Source organism: uncultured Comamonas sp., assembly GCF_964277875.1.
Taxonomy (GTDB): Bacteria; Pseudomonadota; Gammaproteobacteria; order Burkholderiales; family Burkholderiaceae_C; genus Comamonas; species Comamonas sediminis.
The window spans coordinates 217,352-238,446 of sequence record NZ_CAXYJV010000050.1; the positions used below are offsets into that span (position 1 = coordinate 217,352).

Here is a 21,095-nt window from a genome sequence, read left to right on the forward strand (position 1 = left end):
ATTGCCGCAAAATTGGTCGGCATATCGCACAATCGGCCTACAAACCTATTCCAACGAGGGGGACTTATGGAGATTTCAACCGTGTGGTGGCTGCTGACCGGCCTGGCCGTTGTCGCCGAGCTGCTCACCGGCACCCTGTATTTGCTGATGGTCGCGATCGGCATGGCCGCCGCTGCCATCGCTGCGCACCTGGGTGCCAGCGAAGTGGCGCAGATCCTCATCGCCGCCGTCGTGGGCGCCGCCACCGTGCTGGCCTGCTATATGCGGCAAAAGCGCCGTGGTTCGCTGCTGTCGGGCGAGCGCGATCAGGACATGCACCTGGACATTGGCGAACAGGTCCATATCGACCATTGGGATGCCGACCGCACCGCCCAGGTACGCTACCGGGGCGCGCCCTGGTCGGCCACCTTGCTGGGCCAGCACCCAGCGCTGCCCGGCGCCTACCGCGTGGTGCGGCTGGACGGCAACCGCCTGCTGGTGGAACCTGCCGACCCCGCCGCACACTAAGAACCGCGTGCAATCACTGGGGCATACAAACATAGATAACAGGCACTGCCGAACCCATGCCCCGCCCCACCCGCTTGGCCCGCCACACCTGCATGGTGTAATGGCCAGGCCCTTTGAGCCAGGGGCCCGTCCCCAGCCCATCACCGCTAAAACCGGCGCATGCCCGAACGCCTGCGCCCACACGAGGAGAGCCCATGGAAGTCGCCATCATCATATTTGTCATCGCCATCATCTTCATCGCGATGTCCGTCAAGATCGTGCCCCAGCAGCACGCCTGGATCAAAGAGCGCCTGGGCCGCTACGCCGGCACCCTGGCCCCCGGCCCGCGCTTCATCATCCCCTTTGTCGACAAAGTGGCCTACAAGCACAGCTTGAAGGAAATCCCGCTGGATGTGCCCAGCCAGATCTGTATTACCCGCGACAATACGCAGCTCCAGGTGGACGGCATCCTGTACTTCCAGGTGACCGACCCGATGCGCGCCAGCTACGGCTCGTCCAACTACATCATGGCCGTCACCCAGCTGGCACAGACCTCGCTGCGCAGCGTGATCGGCAAGCTGGAGCTGGACAAGACCTTTGAAGAGCGCGACATGATCAACGCCCAGATCGTCTCGGCCATCGACGAGGCCGCGCTGAACTGGGGTGTCAAGGTGCTGCGCTATGAAATCAAGGATCTGACGCCACCGGCAGAAATCCTGCGCTCCATGCAAGCCCAGATCACCGCCGAGCGTGAGAAGCGTGCACTGATCGCCGCATCCGAAGGCCGCCGCCAGGAGCAGATCAACATCGCCACCGGCGAACGCGAAGCCTTCATCGCCCGCTCCGAAGGTGAGAAGCAAGCCGCCATCAACAAGGCACAGGGTGAGGCCGCATCGATCACCGCCGTGGCCGATGCAACCGCGCAAGCGCTGGAGCGCATCGCCTCCGCCATCCGCCAGCCAGGCGGCGAGCAAGCCGTGCAGCTGAAGGTGGCCGAGCAAGCCGTCGATGCCTACGGCAAGCTGGCCAGCGACGCGACCACCACCCTGGTCGTCCCCAGCAACATGACCGAGGTCTCCAGCCTGATCACCTCGGCCATGCGCATGATCCAGACCGGCAAGGGCCAGTAAAGAACCTGGCCAGCGCGCATGCAGCGCCAACCCTTCCGGAGGCGCTGCATTTTTTCCAAACAACCACCCTCTTTGCCGGAAGCCGCCAAATTTCAGGCTAGAATACACGCTTCACCGACTGGAGAGGTGGATGAGTGGTTTAAGTCGCACGCCTGGAAAGCGTGTGTGGGTTAATAGCCCACCGCGGGTTCGAATCCCGCCCTCTCCGCCAGTCAACAGGTGAAATTGTCAGCCAAGCTGTCCACGCTTGGCTTTTTATTTCCTGGCCACCACAGGATGTAAAACGTACAAAACATGCGGAGAGGTGGATGAGTGGTTTAAGTCGCACGCCTGGAAAGCGTGTGTGGGTTAATAGCCCACCGCGGGTTCGAATCCCGCCTTCTCCGCCACAGATGACCGGTTCAAACGCTGCAAGGGCTTTTGAATCTGGCGCTACCAGATAGCGCACAAAACAAAGGCTGCAAATTTCGGTTTGCAGCCTTTCTTGTTTCGAGCGTGACGCTTTTCGGTAGCCCTAGCGCAAATAAAACCTAAACCGCGCCCCCACATCCCCCACCCCGCTCAACAGCTCAATCGAGCTGTCATGCAACTGCAGAATGCGGTGCACGATCATCAAGCCCAAGCCACCGGACCGCCCATCGCTGCGGCTGTGCATGCGGCTCAAGGTGGGGCGTTCGAACAGGCTGTCGCGCAGCGCAGGGGGGATGCCAGGGCCGTTGTCCTGCACCGTCACGCTGATAAGGCCCTGCTCTGCGGCACGCAGCTCCACCTGGATATCACCGCCTTGCTGCGTGGCGCGGATGGCGTTGTCGATCAGGTTGACGAGGACCCTTTCGAGCATGCCCAGATCAGCGGTAACAGGGGGCAAATCCGGGTCGATCACGGCGTGCAGGCGCTGCGCCTTGGCCTCGGCAGCAAGCTCAAACTTCTGGAACACGTCCTGCAGCAGGTCGGGCAGAAAGAAGCGCTCGGGCTCGGGCTTGACCACGCCGTATTCCAGGCGTGCCAGCTCAAACAGTTTTTGCGCCAGGTCACCGACCTTGCGGCTTTGGTCCAGTGCAATGCCCAGGTAGCGGCGGCGCTCATCGGGCGACAGCACATCGGCCTTAAGCTGCAAGGTTTCCAGATAGCCATGCAAGGAGGTCAATGGCGTGCGCAAATCGTGGGAGATATTGGCGAAGAGTTCGCGCCGCTGCTGGTCTTGCGTGCGCAGCTTTTGCCACTGCTCCCAGGTACGCTGCGCCAGCTGTGCAAAGGCCTGGCTGAGTAAGGCTATATCGGCACCGCCGTGCGCGGCCTTTTGCAGCTTGGCCTGGGCTTGGGGCAGATCGGCCAGGCCATCGGTTTGCAGCTCTTGCACCGCTGCTGTCAGGCGCCGCAGTGGCCGGGTGATCATGCCAAAGGCCACCGCTGCTGCGACCGCGCCCAACACCACGACGACCAGCAGTGACCAGAGCAAAGTGCGGAGCGCGCCGTCGCTGCTGACGCGGGCGGCGAGGCTGTCACGGCCCTGGCCTTGCAGGATCACATAGACATAGCCTGACCGCTGGCCGCCCTGCATCAACGGCGCTGCGCTGAACACTTTGCGTTCCGTCATGCTGCGCGGGTCATCGCCCAATACCGGCAGCGCAGCGCCGCTGAACAAACGCTGCAAGGGCTCCAGATCGACCTTTTGGCGCAGTATCCGTTCTTGCGGCGCATCGTAGGCCTGGATGGCGCCGCTGTCGTCGAGCAGATAGACCTCCACGCTCGGGTTGACCTGCATCAGCTTGCCAAACAGCTCGCGGCTGGCGCCCGCATTCAGGCCGTCGGCACGCATCAGTTCCGGGTAGCGGGCAATGCGCGCGGCCAGATCCTGCGACAGGCGCTGCACCACCTCTTGCTCGCGCTGGTCCGACACCCGCATCTGCAGCCAGACCGTGGCCGCACTGCAGGCCAACAGCAGCAGCACAAAGACCAGGCTCAGGCGCTGGGCCAGGGTGGTGGATGCGAGCTTCATGGCGTCTCCTCCGCCCATTTGTAGCCATGGCCCCATACCGTCAAGATGCGCTTGGGGCTGCCAGGATCGGCTTCGATCTTGGTCCGGAGTCGGTTGATATGGGTGTTGACCGTGTGCTCATAGCCATCATGGCGGTAGCCCCAGACCTGGTTGAGCAGGTCAAACCGGGAGAACACCTTGCCGGGGTTGCGCACAAAAAAATGCAGCAGGTCAAACTCCCGAGGTGTCAGCTCGACCTGGGCGCCGTCGACTTTCACCTCGCGCGATATCGGGTCGATCTCCAGATTGCCCAGCACCAGCACCCCTGCATCCAGCCGGGCGTTTTGCGCCAAGGCCTGGCTGCGGCGCAGCAGCGCGCGCACCCGTGCCACCAGCTCCAGCACCGAGAACGGCTTGGCGAGGTAATCGTCCGCGCCCAGTTCCAGCCCCAGGATGCGGTGCATCTCGCTGGAGCGGGCACTGGTGATGATGATCGGCACGTAATAGGCCATCGCGCGGGCGCGCCGGCAGATCTCCAGGCCATCCACTCCGGGCAGCATCAAATCCAGCACCAGCGCATCCCAACCGCCCCGCTCCAAGGCCTGCATGCCCGCATCGCCGTCGGCCATGTGCACCACTTCATAGCCTTCGTCGCGCAGATGCAATTGCAGCAGCTCGGCGATGGGGGCATCGTCTTCCACGATCAAGATACGTTTGCTGGGATTCATGCTGTCATTGTGCGGTACAGGCGATGGTCTGCTGGCATCGGCAGCCAGCTGCAAACAGCCCATCGAGCCTGCAGGCAGCGGCTGCGAAAAAAGTGTGAAGCGGACTGTCGCTGGTCAGGCCCGGGCCGCCTTGGCGGCCGCCTGCATCTGCTTGCGCTTCTGGAACACCCAGCGCGCCGCCAGCAAGCCAGCCAGGATGAGCCCGTACAACCACACCTCGGCAAAGTTGTTCTTGCCGGCGCGCATCCACCAGAAGTGCAGCACCGCCAACGCAGCCGCGCCATACACCGCGCGGTGCAGCATCTGCCAGCGCTTGCCGCCCATGCGCCGGATGATCCTGGGCACCGAAGTGACGGCCAGCGCGAGCAGGATCAGCCAGGCCAGGGTGCCTATCAGTATGAACGGACGCTTGACCAGATCGTCGACGATTGCGGACCAGTCCACGCCCATGTCAAACACTACGTACGCCAGCCAGTGCAGGCTCGCATAGAAGAAGGCATAGAGGCCCAGCATGCGGCGGTAGGCTGCCAGCCCGTTCCAGCGCAGCCATTGGCGCAAGGGGGTGACCGCCAGCGCAAAGCAGATAAAGCGGATGGCCCAGTCGCCCAGCGAGCGCAACAGCGCCTCGGCTGGATTGGCGCCCAGACCATCAGTGGCAGCCAGGTAAAACAGCCAGGCGGCGGGCACCAGGCACAACAGGTGCAGCAGCAGCCGCTGTACGGACTTTGCCGAGAAACGCGAGGAGTTGGGCATGGGCAGGTATCAGTAGTCTTTGCGCAGATCCATGCCAGCGTAGAGCTGCCCCACCTGGGCCTCATAGCCGTTGAACAGCAAGGTCTTGTGGCGCTTGGCAAACAGACCGCCTTCACCGATGCGGCGCTCGGTTGCCTGGCTCCAGCGCGGGTGCGGCACGTCGGGGTTCACGTTGGAGTAAAAGCCGTACTCATTGCGCGCTGCCTTGTTCCAGGCGGTGCCGGGCTGCTTCTCGACCACGCGGATGGTCACAATGCTCTTGGCGCTTTTGAAACCGTATTTCCAGGGCAGCACCAGGCGCACCGGCGCGCCGTTTTGCGGGGTCAAGGTCTTGCCGTACATGCCAAAGGCCAGCAGGCTCAGCGGGTGCATGGCCTCGTCCATGCGCAGGCCCTCGGTGTAGGGCCAATCGAGTACGCCGCTGTTCAGGCCCGGCATCATCTTGCGGTCGGCCAAGGTGACGAACTCCACATACTTGGCGCTGCCTTGCGGCTCGACCTGGGCCAGCAATTTGGACAGCGAGTATCCCACCCAGGGAATCACCATCGACCAGCCTTCGACACAGCGCAGCCGGTAAATGCGTTCTTCCTGGGCGCTGAGCTTGAGCAACTCTTCGATATCAAAGGTCTTGGGTTTGTTGACCAGGCCTTCGACCCGCACCGTCCAGGGCCTGGTCTGCAAGGTGTGGGCATAGCGCGCCGGGTCGCTTTTGTCCAAACCGAACTCGTAGTAGTTGTTGTAGGTGCTGGCATCCTGGAAGGAAGTCGGCGTCTCCATCGATATCGCCCCCGGCACCGTTGAGCGAACCGTGCTGATCGGCTGCGTGCCATCGGACTTGGCCGCTTGCGCCCAAGCCCCGCCTGCGGCCAGCGCCGTACCGCCTGCCGCGCCGAGTTTGAGCAGTTCGCGGCGGCTCACATACAGATGCTGAGGCGTGATGTCGCTGCTGCTGCCGTGGTCAAAGCCCGCGTTGTTAGTACGTATCAGCATGGGTATCGCTCCTGAAGTGGGTGGATGCAGATGAGGCAGGCCAGCGGGCCTGCCTCGGTTACCTCTAATAGACACCATCTGCAACGCAAAGATTTCAAGCGCTGCTCAGTATTTGTTAAACAAAAAGTTATAAATGGCCAGTGAGGGGGCCGTCTGTGGGCGGCGCTTCCAAGCGCAGCCCACAGACAAGGCCAGCGCAAGCGGAGCTCACCGCACGGCAAAAGGCCATCCTATTCTGCGAGGGCCGCAGCGGCCTGCGCTATCGGACAAGCGCTACAAGATACACAACCCGGTTAGGCACGTCGAGGACCTGATGCAAAAGCTGCCTGGTGCAAGCTGGGGGGGCATTCCCGTCCGTTGATAGCGATGCAAGACCAATCAAAGCGATCTTCTGGAAGCGGTGTAGCCCATGACAAGCTTGCCGCACAGCCGGGACTGAATGGATCCGCCCTGGCCGTCAATTCCTCATACGTGATGGCTACGAACGGTCGATCCCTGTGAAGGTCTGGATCGGCACAGGGCCGCATCTGCGGATCAAAGATGGGAGGCGCCACATGGGGCGGGATGTCCGGGGCTGCGTCGTAATAGCGTGTCACTGCTGGGTGGTCCCAGTCCGTCAGCGGGCTGGCATGGAACCCCTCCTTGAACGGATCAGCCTCGGGGTTCACGAACAACAGAGGCTGCGAAGCGCTGAACTGCGGCAATACCTCGGGGTCATGAGAAAACTCAAGACCGTTGTGAGTGCTTTCTTCAAACGCAGTGAATGGGAAAGATGCGGGTGACTGCTGCGCATTCGGGCTTAGTTCGGCTGAGCGAAACCGCATGCCTGTGTCGACCGTGTCGTTGCGCAACGAGGAGTCCGTCATAGGGGCCACTGCGTGTGCATGGGCGGCAGCGCTTGCCAACAGAATGGCAGTCGTAGTGATGGATCGGATAAACACAGATATGCTCCTGTATAACCAAGACATTTAAAAAATACCCTGATGCTTATCATCAACGGCATTTTAATAATAGGCGATCCATCCTCATCGAACCCACAGCATTTGTTGAAAATTGAAATGCGCTCAAACCATTATCCATTCAATCTATAAGCTGCCATTGATCACAACCGAAGACTATCTGATAATGCTACAAAAGCTCTCTATAAATATAATAATTCCCAACATCCCACCAAGCGCCTATCGCTTGAATTGTCTTTCAATTCAACGTGACGACCTTTGCGCAGCCCTCATCACCGCAGCTATTTTTCACAACGGTAAATTCGACGACCAGTAAAATATAAATAGCTTGGTTACTTATAATTTTTTGCATTAGACACCACCAACAAAGTGGCTAACCAACCACTACAAGGGCTATCCAGCCCCACGCCAATACGCCCAACAATGGGCAGCCATCGATGCCAATGCGCCTTTTAAAGGGCGAAACCATATTCCCAGGCGCAAGCCGGGGCTTGGCGCTGGACCAAGCCCGAGTCGATGCTAAACGCCTATAAAAAGGCCGCTCAGAAGTCGTAACGCACACTCGCCGTCACACTGCGCGGTGCGCCCCAGGTGTACTGCACCCGGCCAAAATCGCGCATGCCGGCAAAGTAGCTTTTGTCCAGCGCGTTGCGAACGTTCAAATTGACGCTGAGCTTTTGGTTGACCTGGTAGCGCGCCATCAGATCCAGCACCCAGAAGGCGGGCTGCAGCAAGGGGCCGGCAGAGGTCTTGCTTTGCCAGCGGGTGGCCGCACCGATGGTGAGGCCGCCCAGCGCTCCGCCCATGCGGTAGGTGCTGCCCAGCTTGAGCTGGTTGCGGGGCAGATAGTTGCTGTTGCTCAGAGTGGTGCTGTTGAGCACATAACTGCCCTGGGCCTGCCAGCCGGGGGCCAGTTCGCCCGACAGTTCCAGCTCATAGCCGCGCTTGCTGACACCAGAGACCGAGCGGTAGATCGCAGTGCCATCGGGCATGGTTTCGCCCGTGGCGTCGGCCACGTTGTCGGTCTTCATCCAGAAGTAGGCCAGGCTGGCGTTCAGGCGCTTGTCCAGAAACTCGCCCTTGGCGCCAATCTCATAGGTCTGGCCCTCTTCCGGGTCCAAGGTCTTGCCGCTGGCATCCAGGGCGCTTTGCGGCTTGAAGATGCTGGCATAGCTGCCGTAGAGCGAGACCTGTTCATGCACATCCACCACCAGCCCCAGGTAAGGGGTGACGACATTGTTCTTCTTGAAGTCGTAGTTCGAGTAGGCGTACGGCGTCAGGTCGTACTGCTCGTAGTTGGTGATGCGGGCGCCGCCAATCACTCTAACCGGGTCGGCCACATTCAAGCGCACCGCGCCGTAGACCGAGCTGCGCTTGGAGCTGAAATAGCTGTGGTTGTCGACGGGATAGTTCACGATGTCATCGGGCCGCACAATCGCGCTGCCGCCGTCGCTGTAGTCCAGGCCCAGATTGGTGAAGCGCTTGTTGGCCGAGTAGGTGTCCGAGCTGGTGCGGGCGGTATCGGCGCCCAGCATCAGCTCATGGCTGCGGCCCAGCAGTTCGAAAGGGCCACGCAGATCGGCCGCGATGCTGCGGTTGCGGTTGGCATGGTCCTCGGCGCGGCTCAGGTCCACCACCTGGGGGGACGCGGTAAACCAGGAGCCAGTTTCGCCGTACGGCATCTTGGTTTTTTCGGTACTGGCCCGCAGCTTGGCCGTCCAGCCGTTGTCAAAACGGTGCTCCAGGCTGGCAAACAAGGTGTCGGTGTCCTGCTCATAGCCCGACCAGGGCGCGCCGATGTTGAAGGAGCGCGGCTGCAGGCCCAGGAAGTCGCCATTGGCGGCATAGGCCTGGATCATGCTCGTGCTGCCCGCGCCATAGTACTCGCGGTGGCGGTGCACAAAGCCGATATTGAGCAAGGTATCGCGGCTCAGGTCCAGGTCCAGGGTGCCATACAAGGTCTGGTTGCTGCGCTTGACGTTGTCACGGAAATCATGGCCATCCGATGCAGCGGCCACCAGGCGGCCGCGCAGGCTGCCACGGTCATTGAGCGGGCCACCCACATCGACATCGGCGCGGTAGTTGTCCCAGCTGCCTACGCCTGCGCCCACACTGGCGCGGAACTCCTGCGTCGGGCGCTTGCGGATCATGTTCACTGTTGCGCCATACTTGCCATCGCCATTGGTCAGGCCCGACGAGCCCTTGAGCACCTCGATGCGGTCGATCTCGGCCATGTCGTCCATGGTGTAGAGCATCTGGGTATTGGCATACCAGCCGCTGGCCATCTGGCGCAGGCCATCGATCTGCAGGTTGACGTTGTCGCCCCGCACCATGATGTTGTTGCCGTCACCCTGGCGGTCCACCGTCACACCGGGGGTCTGCTCCATCACGTCGGTCAAGGTCTGCAGCTTGAAGTCATCCATGCGCTGGCGTGTCATCACGCTGACCGACTGCGGCGTCTGACGCAAGGTCAATGCCAGGCCGGTGGCTGTGGCGCTGGGCCCGCGCTGCGTGTAGCTGCCGGTGTCTTCGGTGCGGCCATCCTGCAGCGCATCGGCGGTCACCGTCACGGTTTCCAGGGTCATCGACTGGGGCGCTGTGGGCATGCGTTGCAACGTAAAGCTGCCCGGCTGCGTGCTCACTGCCGTCAAGCCCGTCCCTGTCAGCATGCGCGCCAGCGCCTCTGGCGGGGTCAGATTTCCGCTGACGGCCGCTGCCCGCAAGCTCTGCACCAGGGCATCGTCAAACAGCACCTGCTGCTGGGTTTGCCGGCCAAAGGCCTTGAGCCCTTCAATCAGCGGCTGGGCCGGCAGATTGAAACTCTGGCGCGTCGCCTGCGCAGCGGCTTGCGCCTGGGCAGCGGCGGGCTGCACGCTGACGCCCGCCATCGCAGCTGCTACCAATACGGCCAGCCATCGTGGCCGCAGCATCGGGGCCTGCGCCTTCCCCCGCACCGCCTTCCCCTGCACCGCCTTCTTCAACGGGCACCCGCCCTCTTCCCCCATCAACATCTCGCATCCCATGGCTCTCGCACTCCTGTGTATTCCTGCATCAATGACAACGGCCCTGCCCGGGCAGCTTTCCCGCTCCAGGCCCGAGTGGACAGGCTGGGAGCGGGCGCTTGCACCAGGCGCCGCTGTGGTTTGCGGCCATTGGCTGGGAATAACAAAGCGGAAGGCTTGGATCCGTGGCTGGCAGCCCGTGTGGCGCTCAGATCTCTGGCGCGCACCTTATGAAGAAGCACAAAAGGCCTAAAACATGGAACCCGCGCAAATGAAACAAATTGTTTTTATTGCCGGCGAATGCGCCAGCCCCCTTCAGGCAAGCGCTGCACCCGCACGTCGGCCACGCTCGGCAAGGCGAGCAAGAAACGCTCCGGGTCGGCCAAGGCCAATAGGCCCGAGATGGGGATCGCACGGATCGCCGGATCAGCCACCTCGACGGGGGCATCGAGGTAACGGGCCAGCTCCTGGGCCACCTGCGCCAGCGGCCGGCGCTGAAAATACACCTGGCCTGTGCGCCATTCGGCCACCTCATCACCTTTCACCGCCAACTGCCGGTAGTGGCCGCGGGCCGGCTCCAGCGCTATGGCCATCCCCGCCGTCAGCGTCACCGGCTGTGGACTGCCCGGCAGCGTGGAGCGCAGCGCCACCCGCCCCTCTTGCACCTGCACCACCACCTCCGGCGGCGCAGCCCGCACATTGAAGGCCGTGCCCACCACGCGGACCTCGCTGTGCCCGCTGGTCACTGTAAAGGGCTTGTTCGTATCCGGCGCCACTTTGAAGAAAGCCTCGCCCTTGTCCAGCACCGTCTCGCGCCGGTAGGGGTAGTAATGCACCTGCAGGCGGCTGTTGGCGTTCAGCGCCACCTGGCTGCCATCGGGCAAGGCCAGATCGCGCAGCTCGCCGGTGCCGGTCGCTGCCTCCAGGCTGTAGTAAGCCGTGTTGCACCAGTGCTGCCAGCCCATGCCGGCGATCACCAGCAACAGCAAGGACGCCAGCAAGGCCTGGGCCGGCCAGCCCCAGCCCCAGCGCCAGCCCAGGCTGGCGCCCTGCGCAGTGCCTTGCCGTGGAGGACGCGCGGACGCAGCCGGCTTGGCCCTTACATCCGGCGCCGCAGTCTGGCCTGCGGAATAAGAAGCTGGAAACATCTGCTGCAGCGCCTGCGCATCCTGCCAGGTCTGTGCGATGCGCGCCAAGGCCTGCGCATGCAGCGCATCCTCGGCCAGCCAGGCATTCAAGGCCCTTTCATCGGCGCCGGTCCAGTCAGGCAGCAGGCGGCGCACATGCCAGTCGCCGGCGGCATGGTTCAGCGCCAGCAGCTGTGCAGGCGGCAGGCTCTGCAACGATCGGGGCGTCTGCGTTGCGCTCATAGGGGTGGCTCCTCATCGGCAGCGCTCAGCGCCAGTTGCTGGGCTTGCAGCTGCTGCATCTGCTGCGCACTGGCAAATTGCACGCGGGTTTCGCAATAGGCGACGGCACGCGCCAGGTGTTTGACCACCATGCGCATCGAGATGCCCATCTGCTCGGCCGTCTGCTGCACGGTATGGCCTTCGACCCGGTGCAGCACAAAGGCCTGGCGCTGGCGTTCAGGCAGCTCCTGGATGGCTTGGTGCAAACGGTGCAGCCGCTGCTGCTGGGCCGCCTGCTGGTTCACCTCCTCGGCACTGCTGTGCAGTTGGGCCTCCATCGCCTGCGGGTGTTCGTCTCCCGATACCAGCTCCAGCCCCCGGGCCTGCGCGCTCTGCTGCCAATCGCGCGCAGCCACGCTTTGCAAGGTCTTGCGCAAATAGGGCTGCTCTTCGTCGGGCTGCAGCACCTTGCCGGTGGCGGCCACCCGGGCAAACACTTCCTGTGTGGCATCCTCCACATCGGCTGCATTGCCAAAATGGCGCCGCAGCATGCGCATCACCGGTGTGCGCCAGCGCTGGTACAGGCTCGCCAGGTGCCCGCCAGCGGGCTCCGGCGTACCCGCCTCGCCATGGGGTAACAGATCAGGCCGCATGGGGCACAAGGCCAGTCCACGCACAGCCGCCCGCACAGCTGCCGCATTCAGCAAACAAATCGCAGATCAAAGAACGGGGCATGGCAGGCAAGAACACAGTCAGCGGACAGGCCAGCAGCGCCAGACCATGGCCCAGCGCGCAGCCAGTTGGAAAAGCAAGGGCAGGCGCACCCTTTCAAGTCCGCCTGCTGAAACGCGCGATGCCGTGGCAAAGCGCGGATGCATTGTACTGAGAAGAATTCTCATTCCCATCAAAATGCGCGCTTTTCAACGGCGCTCAGGCCGCGCCTGCCAAGCCCTCCCCTCCCTTATGCCCACCAGTGTTTAGAACTCGTAGCGTGCAGAGAGCGGCGGCGCAGCCAGGCTTGCAGCCAGCCATGGTGCTCCACATACAGCGTGGCCACATCCGGCATGGCCGCTGCTGGGCTGAGGGGCAAGGGACTGGTCACGGTCATGGTTGCACACCACAGTCAGGCAGTCAGCGCTTAGAAATCCACACTGGCGCTGACCGTGAAGGTGCGCGGGTTGGACAGCACCAGGTAGCCGGTGGAACCGACCGAAGCCCAGAAGTTGCGGTTGGCCGCGTTTTCCACACGGGCACGCAGGGTCACCAGGCGGCCATCGATTTCGGTCAGGTAGCGCGCACCCAGGTCAAAGCGGGTCCAGCCTGCCACCTGCAAGGTATTGGTGGCATTGGCATAACTGCTGCCGGTGGCCACGGCGCGGCCATCCAGGGTCAGACCACGTACGCCCGGCACATCCCATTCCAGGCCCAGATTGCCTTGCTGGCGGGGCACGCCAATCACACGCTTGCCGGCATTGGGGTTGTTGCCATCGGCCAGTTGCTTGGCATCCAACCAGGTGACACCGCCCAGCACACGCAGGCCGCGTGTGACCTGGCCAAACACATTCAGCTCCAGGCCGCGGTGGCGGTCCATACCTTCAGGGCCGTAGACGCCCGAGATGGAATTGCGGAACACGCGCGGCTTGTCGGTGGTGAACCAGGCCAGGCCGGCGCCGATATCGCCACCATCCCACTTCAGGCCCACTTCTTTTTGCTTGGAGACATAGGGTGCCAGCGCCGCGCCGGCATTGGCCACCGGCAGGCCCGAAGACAGCGCCGGTGCGATCTCGCCCGGGGTCAGGCCTTCGATGTAGTTGGCATAGACCGATACCCGCTCTGCCGGCTTGAACACGACCGCAGCCATCGGGCTGGTGCGGCTCTTGTCCACCTTGGGCGCGGCAATGCCAGTGTTGTAGGCAAAGGTCTGCGTCTCGATGGTCTGGTGGCGCACACCCAGGGTGAGCAGCAGGCGTTCGTCGAACATCGACAGCGTGTCCGACAGGGCCAGGCTCGACAGCTTGATGCGGGCCTGCACGGCCGGATCGTCCAGATCGTTCGAGCTGGTGCCCAAAGGCGGGGCCGCACCGTAGACGGGATCGTACAGGTTGGTGGCCAGTGCGCCAGCTGCGGGCTGCGAGTAGAAAGCGTTCTTGCGCTTGTCCGAGAAGGCTGAGGCGGCCAGCACCAGGCTGTGGCCGATGCTGCCCGTCGTCAGCTTGCCGCGCAGGCCCACTTCGCCGGTGAAGATGTCATCGGCGCGGGTATTGTCAAAGCGCCCTTGGGTGCCGCTGCCGGTGCTGCCATTGTTCAAGGTCAGGCTGGCGAGCGAGTTGCGTTCGCGGCCAAAGCGTGCACCGCCGGCCACCCAGGCTGTGAGACGGCTGTTGATGTCGTACTCGGCGCGCACCGAGCCAAAGCTGTCGCGCTCGTTCGAATAGGTCCAGGGCTGGGCAAAGTTGCGGCTGTTGTCAGGAGCGCTGGGCACCTGGGTCACCGCTGCGCCCAGGGTCACATTGGGGCGTGGCGTGGTCAGCTTGTGGCTTTGGTAGCCCACGTCGGCCGACAGGCGCAATTGGCTGGAGCGCCAGTCCATGCCCAGGGACACCACGCTCAGATCGACGCCTTCGTCGTCGATCGGGGTGTCGCCCTTGCGCTTGGCCACGTTCAGGCGCAGGCCAGTGGCCTGGTCGGGGCCAAAGCGGCGGCTGATGTCGGCCGCAGCATAGCCTTGCGCGCCGCTGGATCCGCCCACGCTGACCCGCGTCAGCGGCTCGTTCGACGCACGCTTGGGCAGCAGGTTCAAGGCGCCACCAATGCTGTCACCGGCGGGCGAGGCGCCATTCAAGAAGCCACTGGCACCGCGCAGCAGTTCCACACGTTCAAACAGCTCGGCCGACACGTACTGGCGCGGCAGCAGGCCGTAGAGGCCGTTGTAGGCAATGCTGTCCGAGCCCAGCACAAAGCCGCGCACAAAATACGATTCCTGGAAATTGCCAAAGCCGCGCGAGACACGCACGGAGGCATCGTTTTGCAGCACATCGCCCACGCTGCGGGCCTGCTGGTCACGGATCAGATCCTGCGTGTAGGCCGTCGTCGAAAACGGCGTGTTCATGATGTCTTCGGTGCCCAGAATGCCGACACGCCCGCCGCGCGCCACCTGGCCGCCGGCATAGGCCTTGGACAGGCCCTGCGCCGACGCATCGGCACTGGCGTTGACGGTTACCGTCGGCAAGACGCTGTCTTCGGTGGCGGCAGGCGCCGCAGCGGCGGGGGCTGTGTCAGCAGCACCCTCCTGGGTTTGGGCCAGAGCGGGGATAGCGGCAAAAGATACCAGCAGAGCGACTGCGCCAGCCACGGGATGGAGCGCTAAACGGGAAGCAAAAAACATACAGACAACCAGCCAAGAAGCAAATGAGACTGATTATCAATCATCCATCTAAGCACCCTGGCAAACGGGTGCAAATCAGGGGCTTTGCCAGAGGCAAGTGTTGCCTGCAGGTGACAGCTTGGCGCCGTTGCGCCGCCCTCCTGCAAAAAGCAAAAGGCCGGATGTGGTGCAGCGCACCCTCCGGCCTTTGTCTGATCGTGTTTACCCGGCAACCAGGCCGGGCAACCGCTATCAGGCGAAATTGCTTTCAGCAAACTTCCAGTTCACCAGCTTGTCGAAGAAGGTTTCGACAAACTTGGGGCGGGCATTGCGGTAGTCGATGTAGTACGCGTGCTCCCAAACGTCAACGGTCAACAGGGCCTTGTCGTCGGTCGTCAGCGGGGTGCCAGCGGCGCCGGTGTTGACAATGTCCACCGAGCCATCAGGCTTCTTGACCAGCCAGGTCCAGCCCGAACCGAAGTTGCCAACGGCCGACGCCTGGAAGGCCTTCTTGAACTCGGCGTAGCTGCCCCACTTCTTGTTGATGGCATCGGCCAGCGCGCCGCTGGGCTCAGCGCCGCCGCCGGGGGTCATGCAGTTCCAGAAGAAGGTGTGGTTCCAGATTTGGGCAGCCTGGTTGTAGATACCACCGGTGGCCTTCTTGATCACGGCTTCCAGTTCCAGGTTCTCGAACTCGGTGCCCTTTTGCAGTTCATTGAGCTTGTCCACGTAGGCCTTGTGGTGCTTGCCGTGGTGGTATTCCAGCGTTTCCTGGCTGTAAGCAGGGGCCAGCGCATCAATCGCGTAGGGCAGTGGTGGCAGAGTGCGTTCCATCGTGGTTTCCTCGTGGTTGGTATAGGTTGCAAAGCCGTCCCGGGCAGTGCTGTCAGGCAATAGGCCCGGCGGGAGTCGCAGTGGTCGATTGTAAAAAGGAAAATCGACCCGTTCATGAATACGGGTTCAGCCAGATTACTATGACGACGATAGCATGCGAGCCAGGCCCCACGGCGTCAGAATCCACCGCCAATCGGCTCGGGCGGCGTTGCAAGGCAGCCGCTGCCTCCACCGAGAAGCGCCAAACCCGGCTTAGACCAACAAGCGCTGCGTCGCCACCACGTCCACGCTGCCATCGGCCAGCTCGGCATGCATGGCCTTGCCCGGTGTCGCCTGCGTTACCGAGCTCACCACCTGGCCTTGCATGTCCGTCAGCAAGGCATAACCCCGTGACAGCACCTGGCGCGGGTTGAGCAGCTCCAGCCGCGCATGCAGCTGCGCCAGGCGCTGCTCGCTGCGCTCCAGATGGCGCGATGCCGCTGCCGGAAACACGCTGGCCAGATGCTGCACCCGCTTGTCCTGCCCATGCAACTGGGCTTGGGCAGCGCCGTGCAGGCGGCGGCCCAGGCGGTCCAGCATCTGCTGCTGGCCGTGCACCAGTGACGAAGGCCTGCCAATCTGGCGCGCTGCCATGTCTAGGCGCTGCTGCTGGCGGTCCAGGTGGCGCTCGACGCCATCGGCCAGGCGCCGCTCCGCCAGTTGCAGCGCACCCAGCCACACATCGCGCGGCTGGCAGACCAGCTCGGCAGCGGCCGTCGGTGTGGGCGCGCGCAGGTCAGCGCAGAAATCGGCGATCGTGAAGTCGGTCTCATGGCCCACGCCGCTCACCAGTGGCACGGGGCTCTGCACCACGGTGCGGGCCAGCTGCTCATCGTTGAAGGCCCAAAGGTCCTCCAGCGAGCCACCGCCGCGCACCAGCAAGATGGTGTCGATGGCGACCGCCGGCGCGTCAATGCTCAGGCGGGCGTCATAGGCGATCTGTGCTTCCGCCAGGCGGTAGAGCTTGTGCAGCGCCGCCACCATCGACGGCGCGGCCTGCGCGCCCTGCACCAGTGCCGGCACCAACACCACCGGCAGCTGCGGCACGCGGCGGCGCAACGCGGTCACCACATCATGCAGCGCCGCCGCGCCCAGCGAGGTGACGATGCCGATGCCGCGCGGCATCAAAGGCAGCTGCCGCTTGCGCTCGCTGTCGAACAGCCCTTCGGATTCCAATCGCGCCTTGAGGCGCAGGAACTGCTCGAACAATGCCCCCTGCCCGGCCCGGCGCATGCCTTCAACAATCAGCTGCAGATCGCCGCGCTGTTCATAGACCCCCAGCTTGCCCACCACCTCGACCAGCTCGCCATCGCGGGGATTGAAGTCCAGTGCCTGCGCGGCGCGGCGGAACATCGCACAGCGCACCTGGCCGTTGGCGTCTTTGAGGTTGAAGTAGCAGTGGCCGCTGGCCGCCCGCGAAAATCCACTGAGCTCCCCACGCACCTCCACCGGGTTGAAGCGCGCAGCCAAGGTGTCAGCCACCGCTCGGCATAGCGCGCCCACATCCCAGATACGGGGGCTGGGGGCGGCGTTGGCAGCGGAGCTGGGCGGGTAGTGTGTGGTGTCCATGAAAGTGGCCGGCTGGGCGGCAGGCCCGGCTCGGCGGAAATAACGATGGGTAGGTCTGGGTTGCACCGCGGCGCAGCGGGTATGCAGCAGACATGGTAGCGGCTGGGCGGTCCGCCACGGGTGCAGCGGGCCGGCCTTCTCGATCGGATACCGCCTTTCAGCTATCGAGCGGGCTGCCAATTAGCTGCCAAGACAACCATTGACCGGGGCATTTTTTCCCGTCACAGCAACGACATAGACGCCTTGGCAGCGCCCCAAAATCGCCTTTTCCCACACCTCTGGCGGGCAGTAGTCCACAAGAAAGCAGCTCTGTGACAGCGTCATGCATACGTCATACTCTGTAGCACAAAATATTGAACCTACGTACAAGCTTTTGATTTTTCAATATTTTTATCAGCTTATTTTTTAAGCAATCTAAGAAAAACCCCGTAAATTGGGCCATTTTTCTGGCTGATGACACATTACCCACAAAGTTATCCACATTTTTTGTGGATGACTCGGCCTTTCCGGCATCCGGGCACTGTGGGTTGGACGCAGCGCCTGGCCCGATTTTAGGCGGACCGGCAGTGGCCTTGGGCCATAATGGCCGCTGAAAAAAAGAAAGAGCGGAGAGAGAATCTTGTTTTCCATCATCCAAGCAGCAGGCTGGCCGATCTGGCCCTTGATTGCCTGCTCCATCCTGGCCCTGGCATTGATCGTTGAGCGCTTCGTGGCCCTGAAAGCGGCCAAAGTTGCACCGGCCAACCTGCTCCAGGAGGCCATTTCCGTCTCCGCCCATGGTGTGCCCAGCGCCGAAGTCGTGAACCAGCTCGGTCAGAACTCCTCGCTGGGTGAGGTGCTGGCCAGCGGCCTGCGCACCATCACCCTGGAGCCCCGCATCTCTGAAGCCGATCTGCGCGCCACGTTGGAGAGCACCGGCCGCCGGGAAGCCCAAAAGCTCGAGAAATACCTCACCGCGCTGGCCACCATTGCATCGGCTGCGCCCCTGTTGGGCCTGCTGGGCACCGTGATCGGCATGATCGAGATCTTCGGCTCGCAAAGCGGTGGCGGCAACAACCCCAGCATGCTCGCCCACGGCATCTCGATCGCGCTGTACAACACCGCCTTCGGTCTGATGGTGGCCATCCCTGCGCTGATCTTCTGGCGCTACTTCCGCAGCCGCGTCGATGGCTATCTGCTGACACTGGAGCTGTCGGCCGAGCAGTTCCTGCGCCACCTGAACAAGCTGCGCCGCAGCTGACCGCCGGGCAGGAGCCAGCATGAACTTTCGCCCCCGCACCACGACAGAGCCCGAGATCAACCTGATCCCGTTCATTGATGTGCTGCTGGTCGTCCTCATCTTCCTGATGCTCTCGACCACCTACAGCAAATTCACCGAGCTGCAGCTGACCTTGCCCACCGCCAATGCCGAGCAGCTGCGCGACCGGCCCAAGGAAATCATCGTCTCCGTGGCGGCCGACGGGCGCTACGCCGTCGGCAAGGTGGCGCTGGAAGGCAAGACGGTCGCCGACATGGCCGAGGCGCTGCGCAATGCCGCCACCGCCGGCAAGGACAGCGTGATCATCATCAGCGCCGATGCGCTGGCACCGCACCAGTCGGTGGTCTCGGTGATGGAAGCAGCACGCCGCGTCGGCCTGCAACAGATCACCTTCGCCACCCAGACGGCTGCACAGTAAACACCAGGCCCCGTGCCTGGGCAGTGCTAGCATGCAGCCTGCATGACCGCCCCCTCCCCTCCCACGCCTTCAGCTGCCGCTACGCGCCCTGGCTCGGCACGCATCACCGACGCATGGCAGCGCAAAGGCCCGCTGGCCATTGCGCTGCTGCCGCTGTCCTGGTGCTATGCCGCGTTGGGCGCGCTGCGCCGCACCCTCTACCGCAGCGGCCTTTGCAAGGCCTACCGTGCGCCGGTGCCGGTGGTGGTGGTGGGCAATGTGATTGCCGGCGGCGCCGGCAAGACGCCCGTCACCCTGCACCTGGTGCAGGCCTTGCAAGCCCAGGGCTGGCGGCCCGCCGTCATCTCGCGCGGCTATGGGCGCGACACCCGCAACGATCCCAACGCCATTGCCGTCCTCCCGGGCAGCAACCCGCGCCAGGTCGGCGACGAGCCTCTGCTGATCGCCCAGCGCAGCGGCGTACCGGTGTATGTGGCTGCACTGCGCGCTACAGCCGCCCGGGCCGCCTTGCAGGCCCACCCTGAGGTGGATGTGCTGGTCTGCGACGATGGCCTGCAGCACCTGGCACTGGCCCGTGATGTGGAGATTGCCGTCTTCAACGCCCAAGGCGTGGGCAATGGCTGGCAGCTGCCGGCCGGGCCGCTGCGCGAACCCTGGCCCAGGCGGCTGGACGTTGCGCTCTACGCCGGCCCGCCGCCCTCGCATCTGGCGGCCTCCGGCGCAGCGGCCTGGCCGCTGCAGCGCAGCCTGGCCTGCCATGCCGTGGGCCAGGATGGCCGTCGCCATCGTCTGTCCGATTTGCGTGGCCGCCCGGTGCATGCACTGGCAGCCATTGCCTATCCGCAGGAATTTTTTGCGATGCTGCAAGCCCAGGGCCTGCAGCTGGTACGCAGCGATGCGCTGCCCGACCATGCGCCGCTGGACGACCCGGCATGGCTGGCCAGCCTGGGGTTGGTGGCGAACAGCGCCCCTACAATAGACGCACCGTATGCCCCCGTGCTGCTGTGCACCGAAAAGGATGCGCACAAGCTCTGGTGCATTGCCCCGCATGCGCTGGCCGTTCCTCTGGAGGTCACCATCGACCCCGCCTTTGGCCAGCATGTCGATGCCCTGCTGCGCCCTTGCCAGACCGCATCGCCCCCTGTAAAGAAAGACTGATTGCCGCTATGGACCCGAAACTGCTTGAACTGCTGGTGTGCCCTGTCACTAAAGGCCCTTTGCGCTATGACCGTGAACGCCAGGAGCTGGTCTCGCGTAGTGCGCGCCTGGCCTACCCGGTGCGCGATGGCATGCCCATCATGCTCGAAGGCGAAGCGCGCCCACTGAGCGACGAAGAAATCGAAGCCTTAGCTGCGGCAGATTAAAGATTGATGAAGTTGCGCCCCAAAAAGGGGCCGCATGGCGGGCCGCACAGGCAAACCCCAATAGCAGCTTTGTAAAAAACAGACACAATTTGCTGAATTTTTAGGCATTTGTCCTGCATTGCATGTTTGGAAGACATGTTTTGCAGGCTGGCCTGTTGGATTGCATCCATCTATTTCAGCGAGTTGAAATGCAAAGCTTGATCCTCAAAAAAACCGACAAAGGCATGGAGGCGCTGCGCGCCCGCGATCCTTCCCTCCCCCATCGCATGCGCCCGGCCTTCATCATGTTTGATGGCCAAAAAAGCATTGAACAGGTGATGGCCCTGGCGCCCTCGGCGGGCGGACAATTGCAGGTGCTGGAAGACATCAAACAGCTGCTGCAGCAAGGTCTGCTCGAGCTTTTGCGTCCCGGCGATGCTGGCCAGCCGTCCTCCAACGCCAGCGACATCATCGACAGTCTGGCCGTGCCAGCGCCCATGCCTCCGCCAGCCGCCGCAGTTGCACCGGTTGTCGCGCCAGCAGCAGCCAGCAACCCAGCCGCTGCCATCAGCAACCACAGCGAACGCTATATCAAGGCCTATGCCGCGGCCAGCCAGTTGGTCAGCGGCTTAGGCCTCAAGGGCTTCCGTCTGCAACTGCAGCTGGAAAAAGCCCAGGGCTACGATGGCCTGGTCGCCATCCTGCCTAAGCTGCGCGAAGTGATCGACGCGAAGAAACTGCGCCCCATCGAGGCGATTCTGTTTGGCAGCAACGAAGCCCCTACACCGGTCAAACCGGGGCCCTGAGCCCTGGCACCCTGCCGCCGCAGCCGCACCCACCCAGATCGCCTGCGCCCGGCCCGCCATGCGGGCTCGCTACAATTCCAGCCGGCTCC

Annotated in this window: 17 protein-coding genes and 2 tRNA genes; 9 read left to right on the plus strand and 10 right to left on the minus strand. The window is 63.2% G+C overall.

Annotated features, from left to right (window positions below):
* Positions 1-66: 66 nt before the first annotated feature.
* From ACHWUQ_RS21930 to ACHWUQ_RS21945, 4 genes are all read left to right on the plus strand, one after another.
* Positions 67-507, plus strand: a complete 441-nt coding sequence (locus ACHWUQ_RS21930) for an NfeD family protein (protein ID WP_394682433.1) — start codon at positions 67-69, stop codon at positions 505-507.
* Between the two features lie 194 nt (positions 508-701).
* The gene (locus ACHWUQ_RS21935) at positions 702-1,616 is read left to right on the plus strand and encodes an SPFH domain-containing protein (protein WP_230778027.1); all 915 of its coding nucleotides are present in this window, start codon (positions 702-704) and stop codon (positions 1,614-1,616) included.
* A 120-nt stretch (positions 1,617-1,736) separates the two neighbouring features.
* Positions 1,737-1,827: transfer RNA gene (locus tag ACHWUQ_RS21940), tRNA-Ser, on the plus strand.
* 87 nt (positions 1,828-1,914) lie between these two features.
* A tRNA-Ser gene (locus ACHWUQ_RS21945) sits at positions 1,915-2,005 on the plus strand.
* A gap of 125 nt (positions 2,006-2,130) precedes the next feature.
* Here the strand turns inward: ACHWUQ_RS21945 and ACHWUQ_RS21950 are convergent.
* The 10 genes from ACHWUQ_RS21950 to xseA form a co-directional block, all read right to left on the minus strand.
* Positions 2,131-3,615, minus strand: a complete 1,485-nt coding sequence (locus ACHWUQ_RS21950; RefSeq protein ID WP_394682434.1) for a sensor histidine kinase — start codon at positions 3,613-3,615, stop codon at positions 2,131-2,133.
* Positions 3,612-4,322 (minus strand): response regulator transcription factor, encoded by a 711-nt coding sequence (locus ACHWUQ_RS21955; RefSeq protein ID WP_133858915.1) that lies wholly within the window; start codon positions 4,320-4,322, stop codon positions 3,612-3,614. The genes ACHWUQ_RS21950 and ACHWUQ_RS21955 overlap by 4 nt, the downstream gene beginning before the upstream one ends.
* A 114-nt stretch (positions 4,323-4,436) precedes the next feature.
* Entirely contained in the window at positions 4,437-5,075 is a 639-nt protein-coding gene (locus ACHWUQ_RS21960; RefSeq protein WP_312409253.1) for a protein-methionine-sulfoxide reductase heme-binding subunit MsrQ, read from the minus strand.
* A 9-nt stretch (positions 5,076-5,084) separates the two neighbouring features.
* Entirely contained in the window at positions 5,085-6,065 is a 981-nt protein-coding gene (msrP, locus tag ACHWUQ_RS21965) for a protein-methionine-sulfoxide reductase catalytic subunit MsrP (protein ID WP_394682435.1), read from the minus strand.
* A 1,501-nt stretch (positions 6,066-7,566) separates the two neighbouring features.
* On the minus strand, positions 7,567-9,954 hold the full coding sequence (locus tag ACHWUQ_RS21970; RefSeq protein WP_394682436.1) for a TonB-dependent siderophore receptor: 2,388 nt from the start codon (positions 9,952-9,954) through the stop codon (positions 7,567-7,569).
* A 359-nt stretch (positions 9,955-10,313) separates the two neighbouring features.
* Entirely contained in the window at positions 10,314-11,396 is a 1,083-nt protein-coding gene (locus tag ACHWUQ_RS21975) for a FecR family protein (RefSeq protein ID WP_394682437.1), read from the minus strand.
* Positions 11,393-12,028 carry an RNA polymerase sigma factor gene (locus ACHWUQ_RS21980; protein WP_394682438.1) on the minus strand — a complete coding sequence of 212 codons (636 nt, stop codon included), beginning with the start codon at positions 12,026-12,028 and terminating at the stop codon, positions 11,393-11,395. The genes ACHWUQ_RS21975 and ACHWUQ_RS21980 overlap by 4 nt, the downstream gene beginning before the upstream one ends.
* Before the next feature lie 485 nt (positions 12,029-12,513).
* On the minus strand, positions 12,514-14,760 hold the full coding sequence (locus ACHWUQ_RS21985; protein WP_394682439.1) for a TonB-dependent receptor: 2,247 nt from the start codon (positions 14,758-14,760) through the stop codon (positions 12,514-12,516).
* 231 nt (positions 14,761-14,991) lie between these two features.
* Complete coding sequence (locus ACHWUQ_RS21990; RefSeq protein WP_021026539.1) at positions 14,992-15,573, minus strand: superoxide dismutase; 582 nt, start codon at positions 15,571-15,573, stop codon at positions 14,992-14,994.
* A gap of 252 nt (positions 15,574-15,825) precedes the next feature.
* Entirely contained in the window at positions 15,826-17,181 is a 1,356-nt protein-coding gene (xseA, locus tag ACHWUQ_RS21995) for an exodeoxyribonuclease VII large subunit (protein ID WP_394682440.1), read from the minus strand.
* 619 nt (positions 17,182-17,800) lie between these two features.
* On the opposite strand from xseA, the gene ACHWUQ_RS22000 reads away from it, so the two are divergent.
* The 5 genes from ACHWUQ_RS22000 to ACHWUQ_RS22020 all read left to right on the plus strand — a co-directional run bounded on the left by ACHWUQ_RS22000 (position 17,801) and on the right by ACHWUQ_RS22020 (position 21,006).
* The gene (locus ACHWUQ_RS22000; RefSeq protein ID WP_239812262.1) at positions 17,801-18,421 is read left to right on the plus strand and encodes a MotA/TolQ/ExbB proton channel family protein; all 621 of its coding nucleotides are present in this window, start codon (positions 17,801-17,803) and stop codon (positions 18,419-18,421) included.
* Positions 18,422-18,440: 19 nt separating this feature from the next.
* A complete protein-coding gene (locus ACHWUQ_RS22005; protein WP_133858925.1) occupies positions 18,441-18,857 on the plus strand; it encodes a biopolymer transporter ExbD in 417 nt (138 codons plus the stop codon).
* Between the two features lie 42 nt (positions 18,858-18,899).
* Positions 18,900-20,015, plus strand: coding sequence for a tetraacyldisaccharide 4'-kinase (gene lpxK / locus ACHWUQ_RS22010; RefSeq protein WP_394682441.1), 1,116 nt, complete (start codon positions 18,900-18,902; stop codon positions 20,013-20,015).
* 8 nt (positions 20,016-20,023) lie between these two features.
* Complete coding sequence (locus ACHWUQ_RS22015) at positions 20,024-20,221, plus strand: Trm112 family protein (RefSeq protein ID WP_133858927.1); 198 nt, start codon at positions 20,024-20,026, stop codon at positions 20,219-20,221.
* A 188-nt stretch (positions 20,222-20,409) separates the two neighbouring features.
* Positions 20,410-21,006 carry a hypothetical protein gene (locus ACHWUQ_RS22020; protein ID WP_394682442.1) on the plus strand — a complete coding sequence of 199 codons (597 nt, stop codon included), beginning with the start codon at positions 20,410-20,412 and terminating at the stop codon, positions 21,004-21,006.
* Positions 21,007-21,095: the final 89 nt, after the last annotated feature.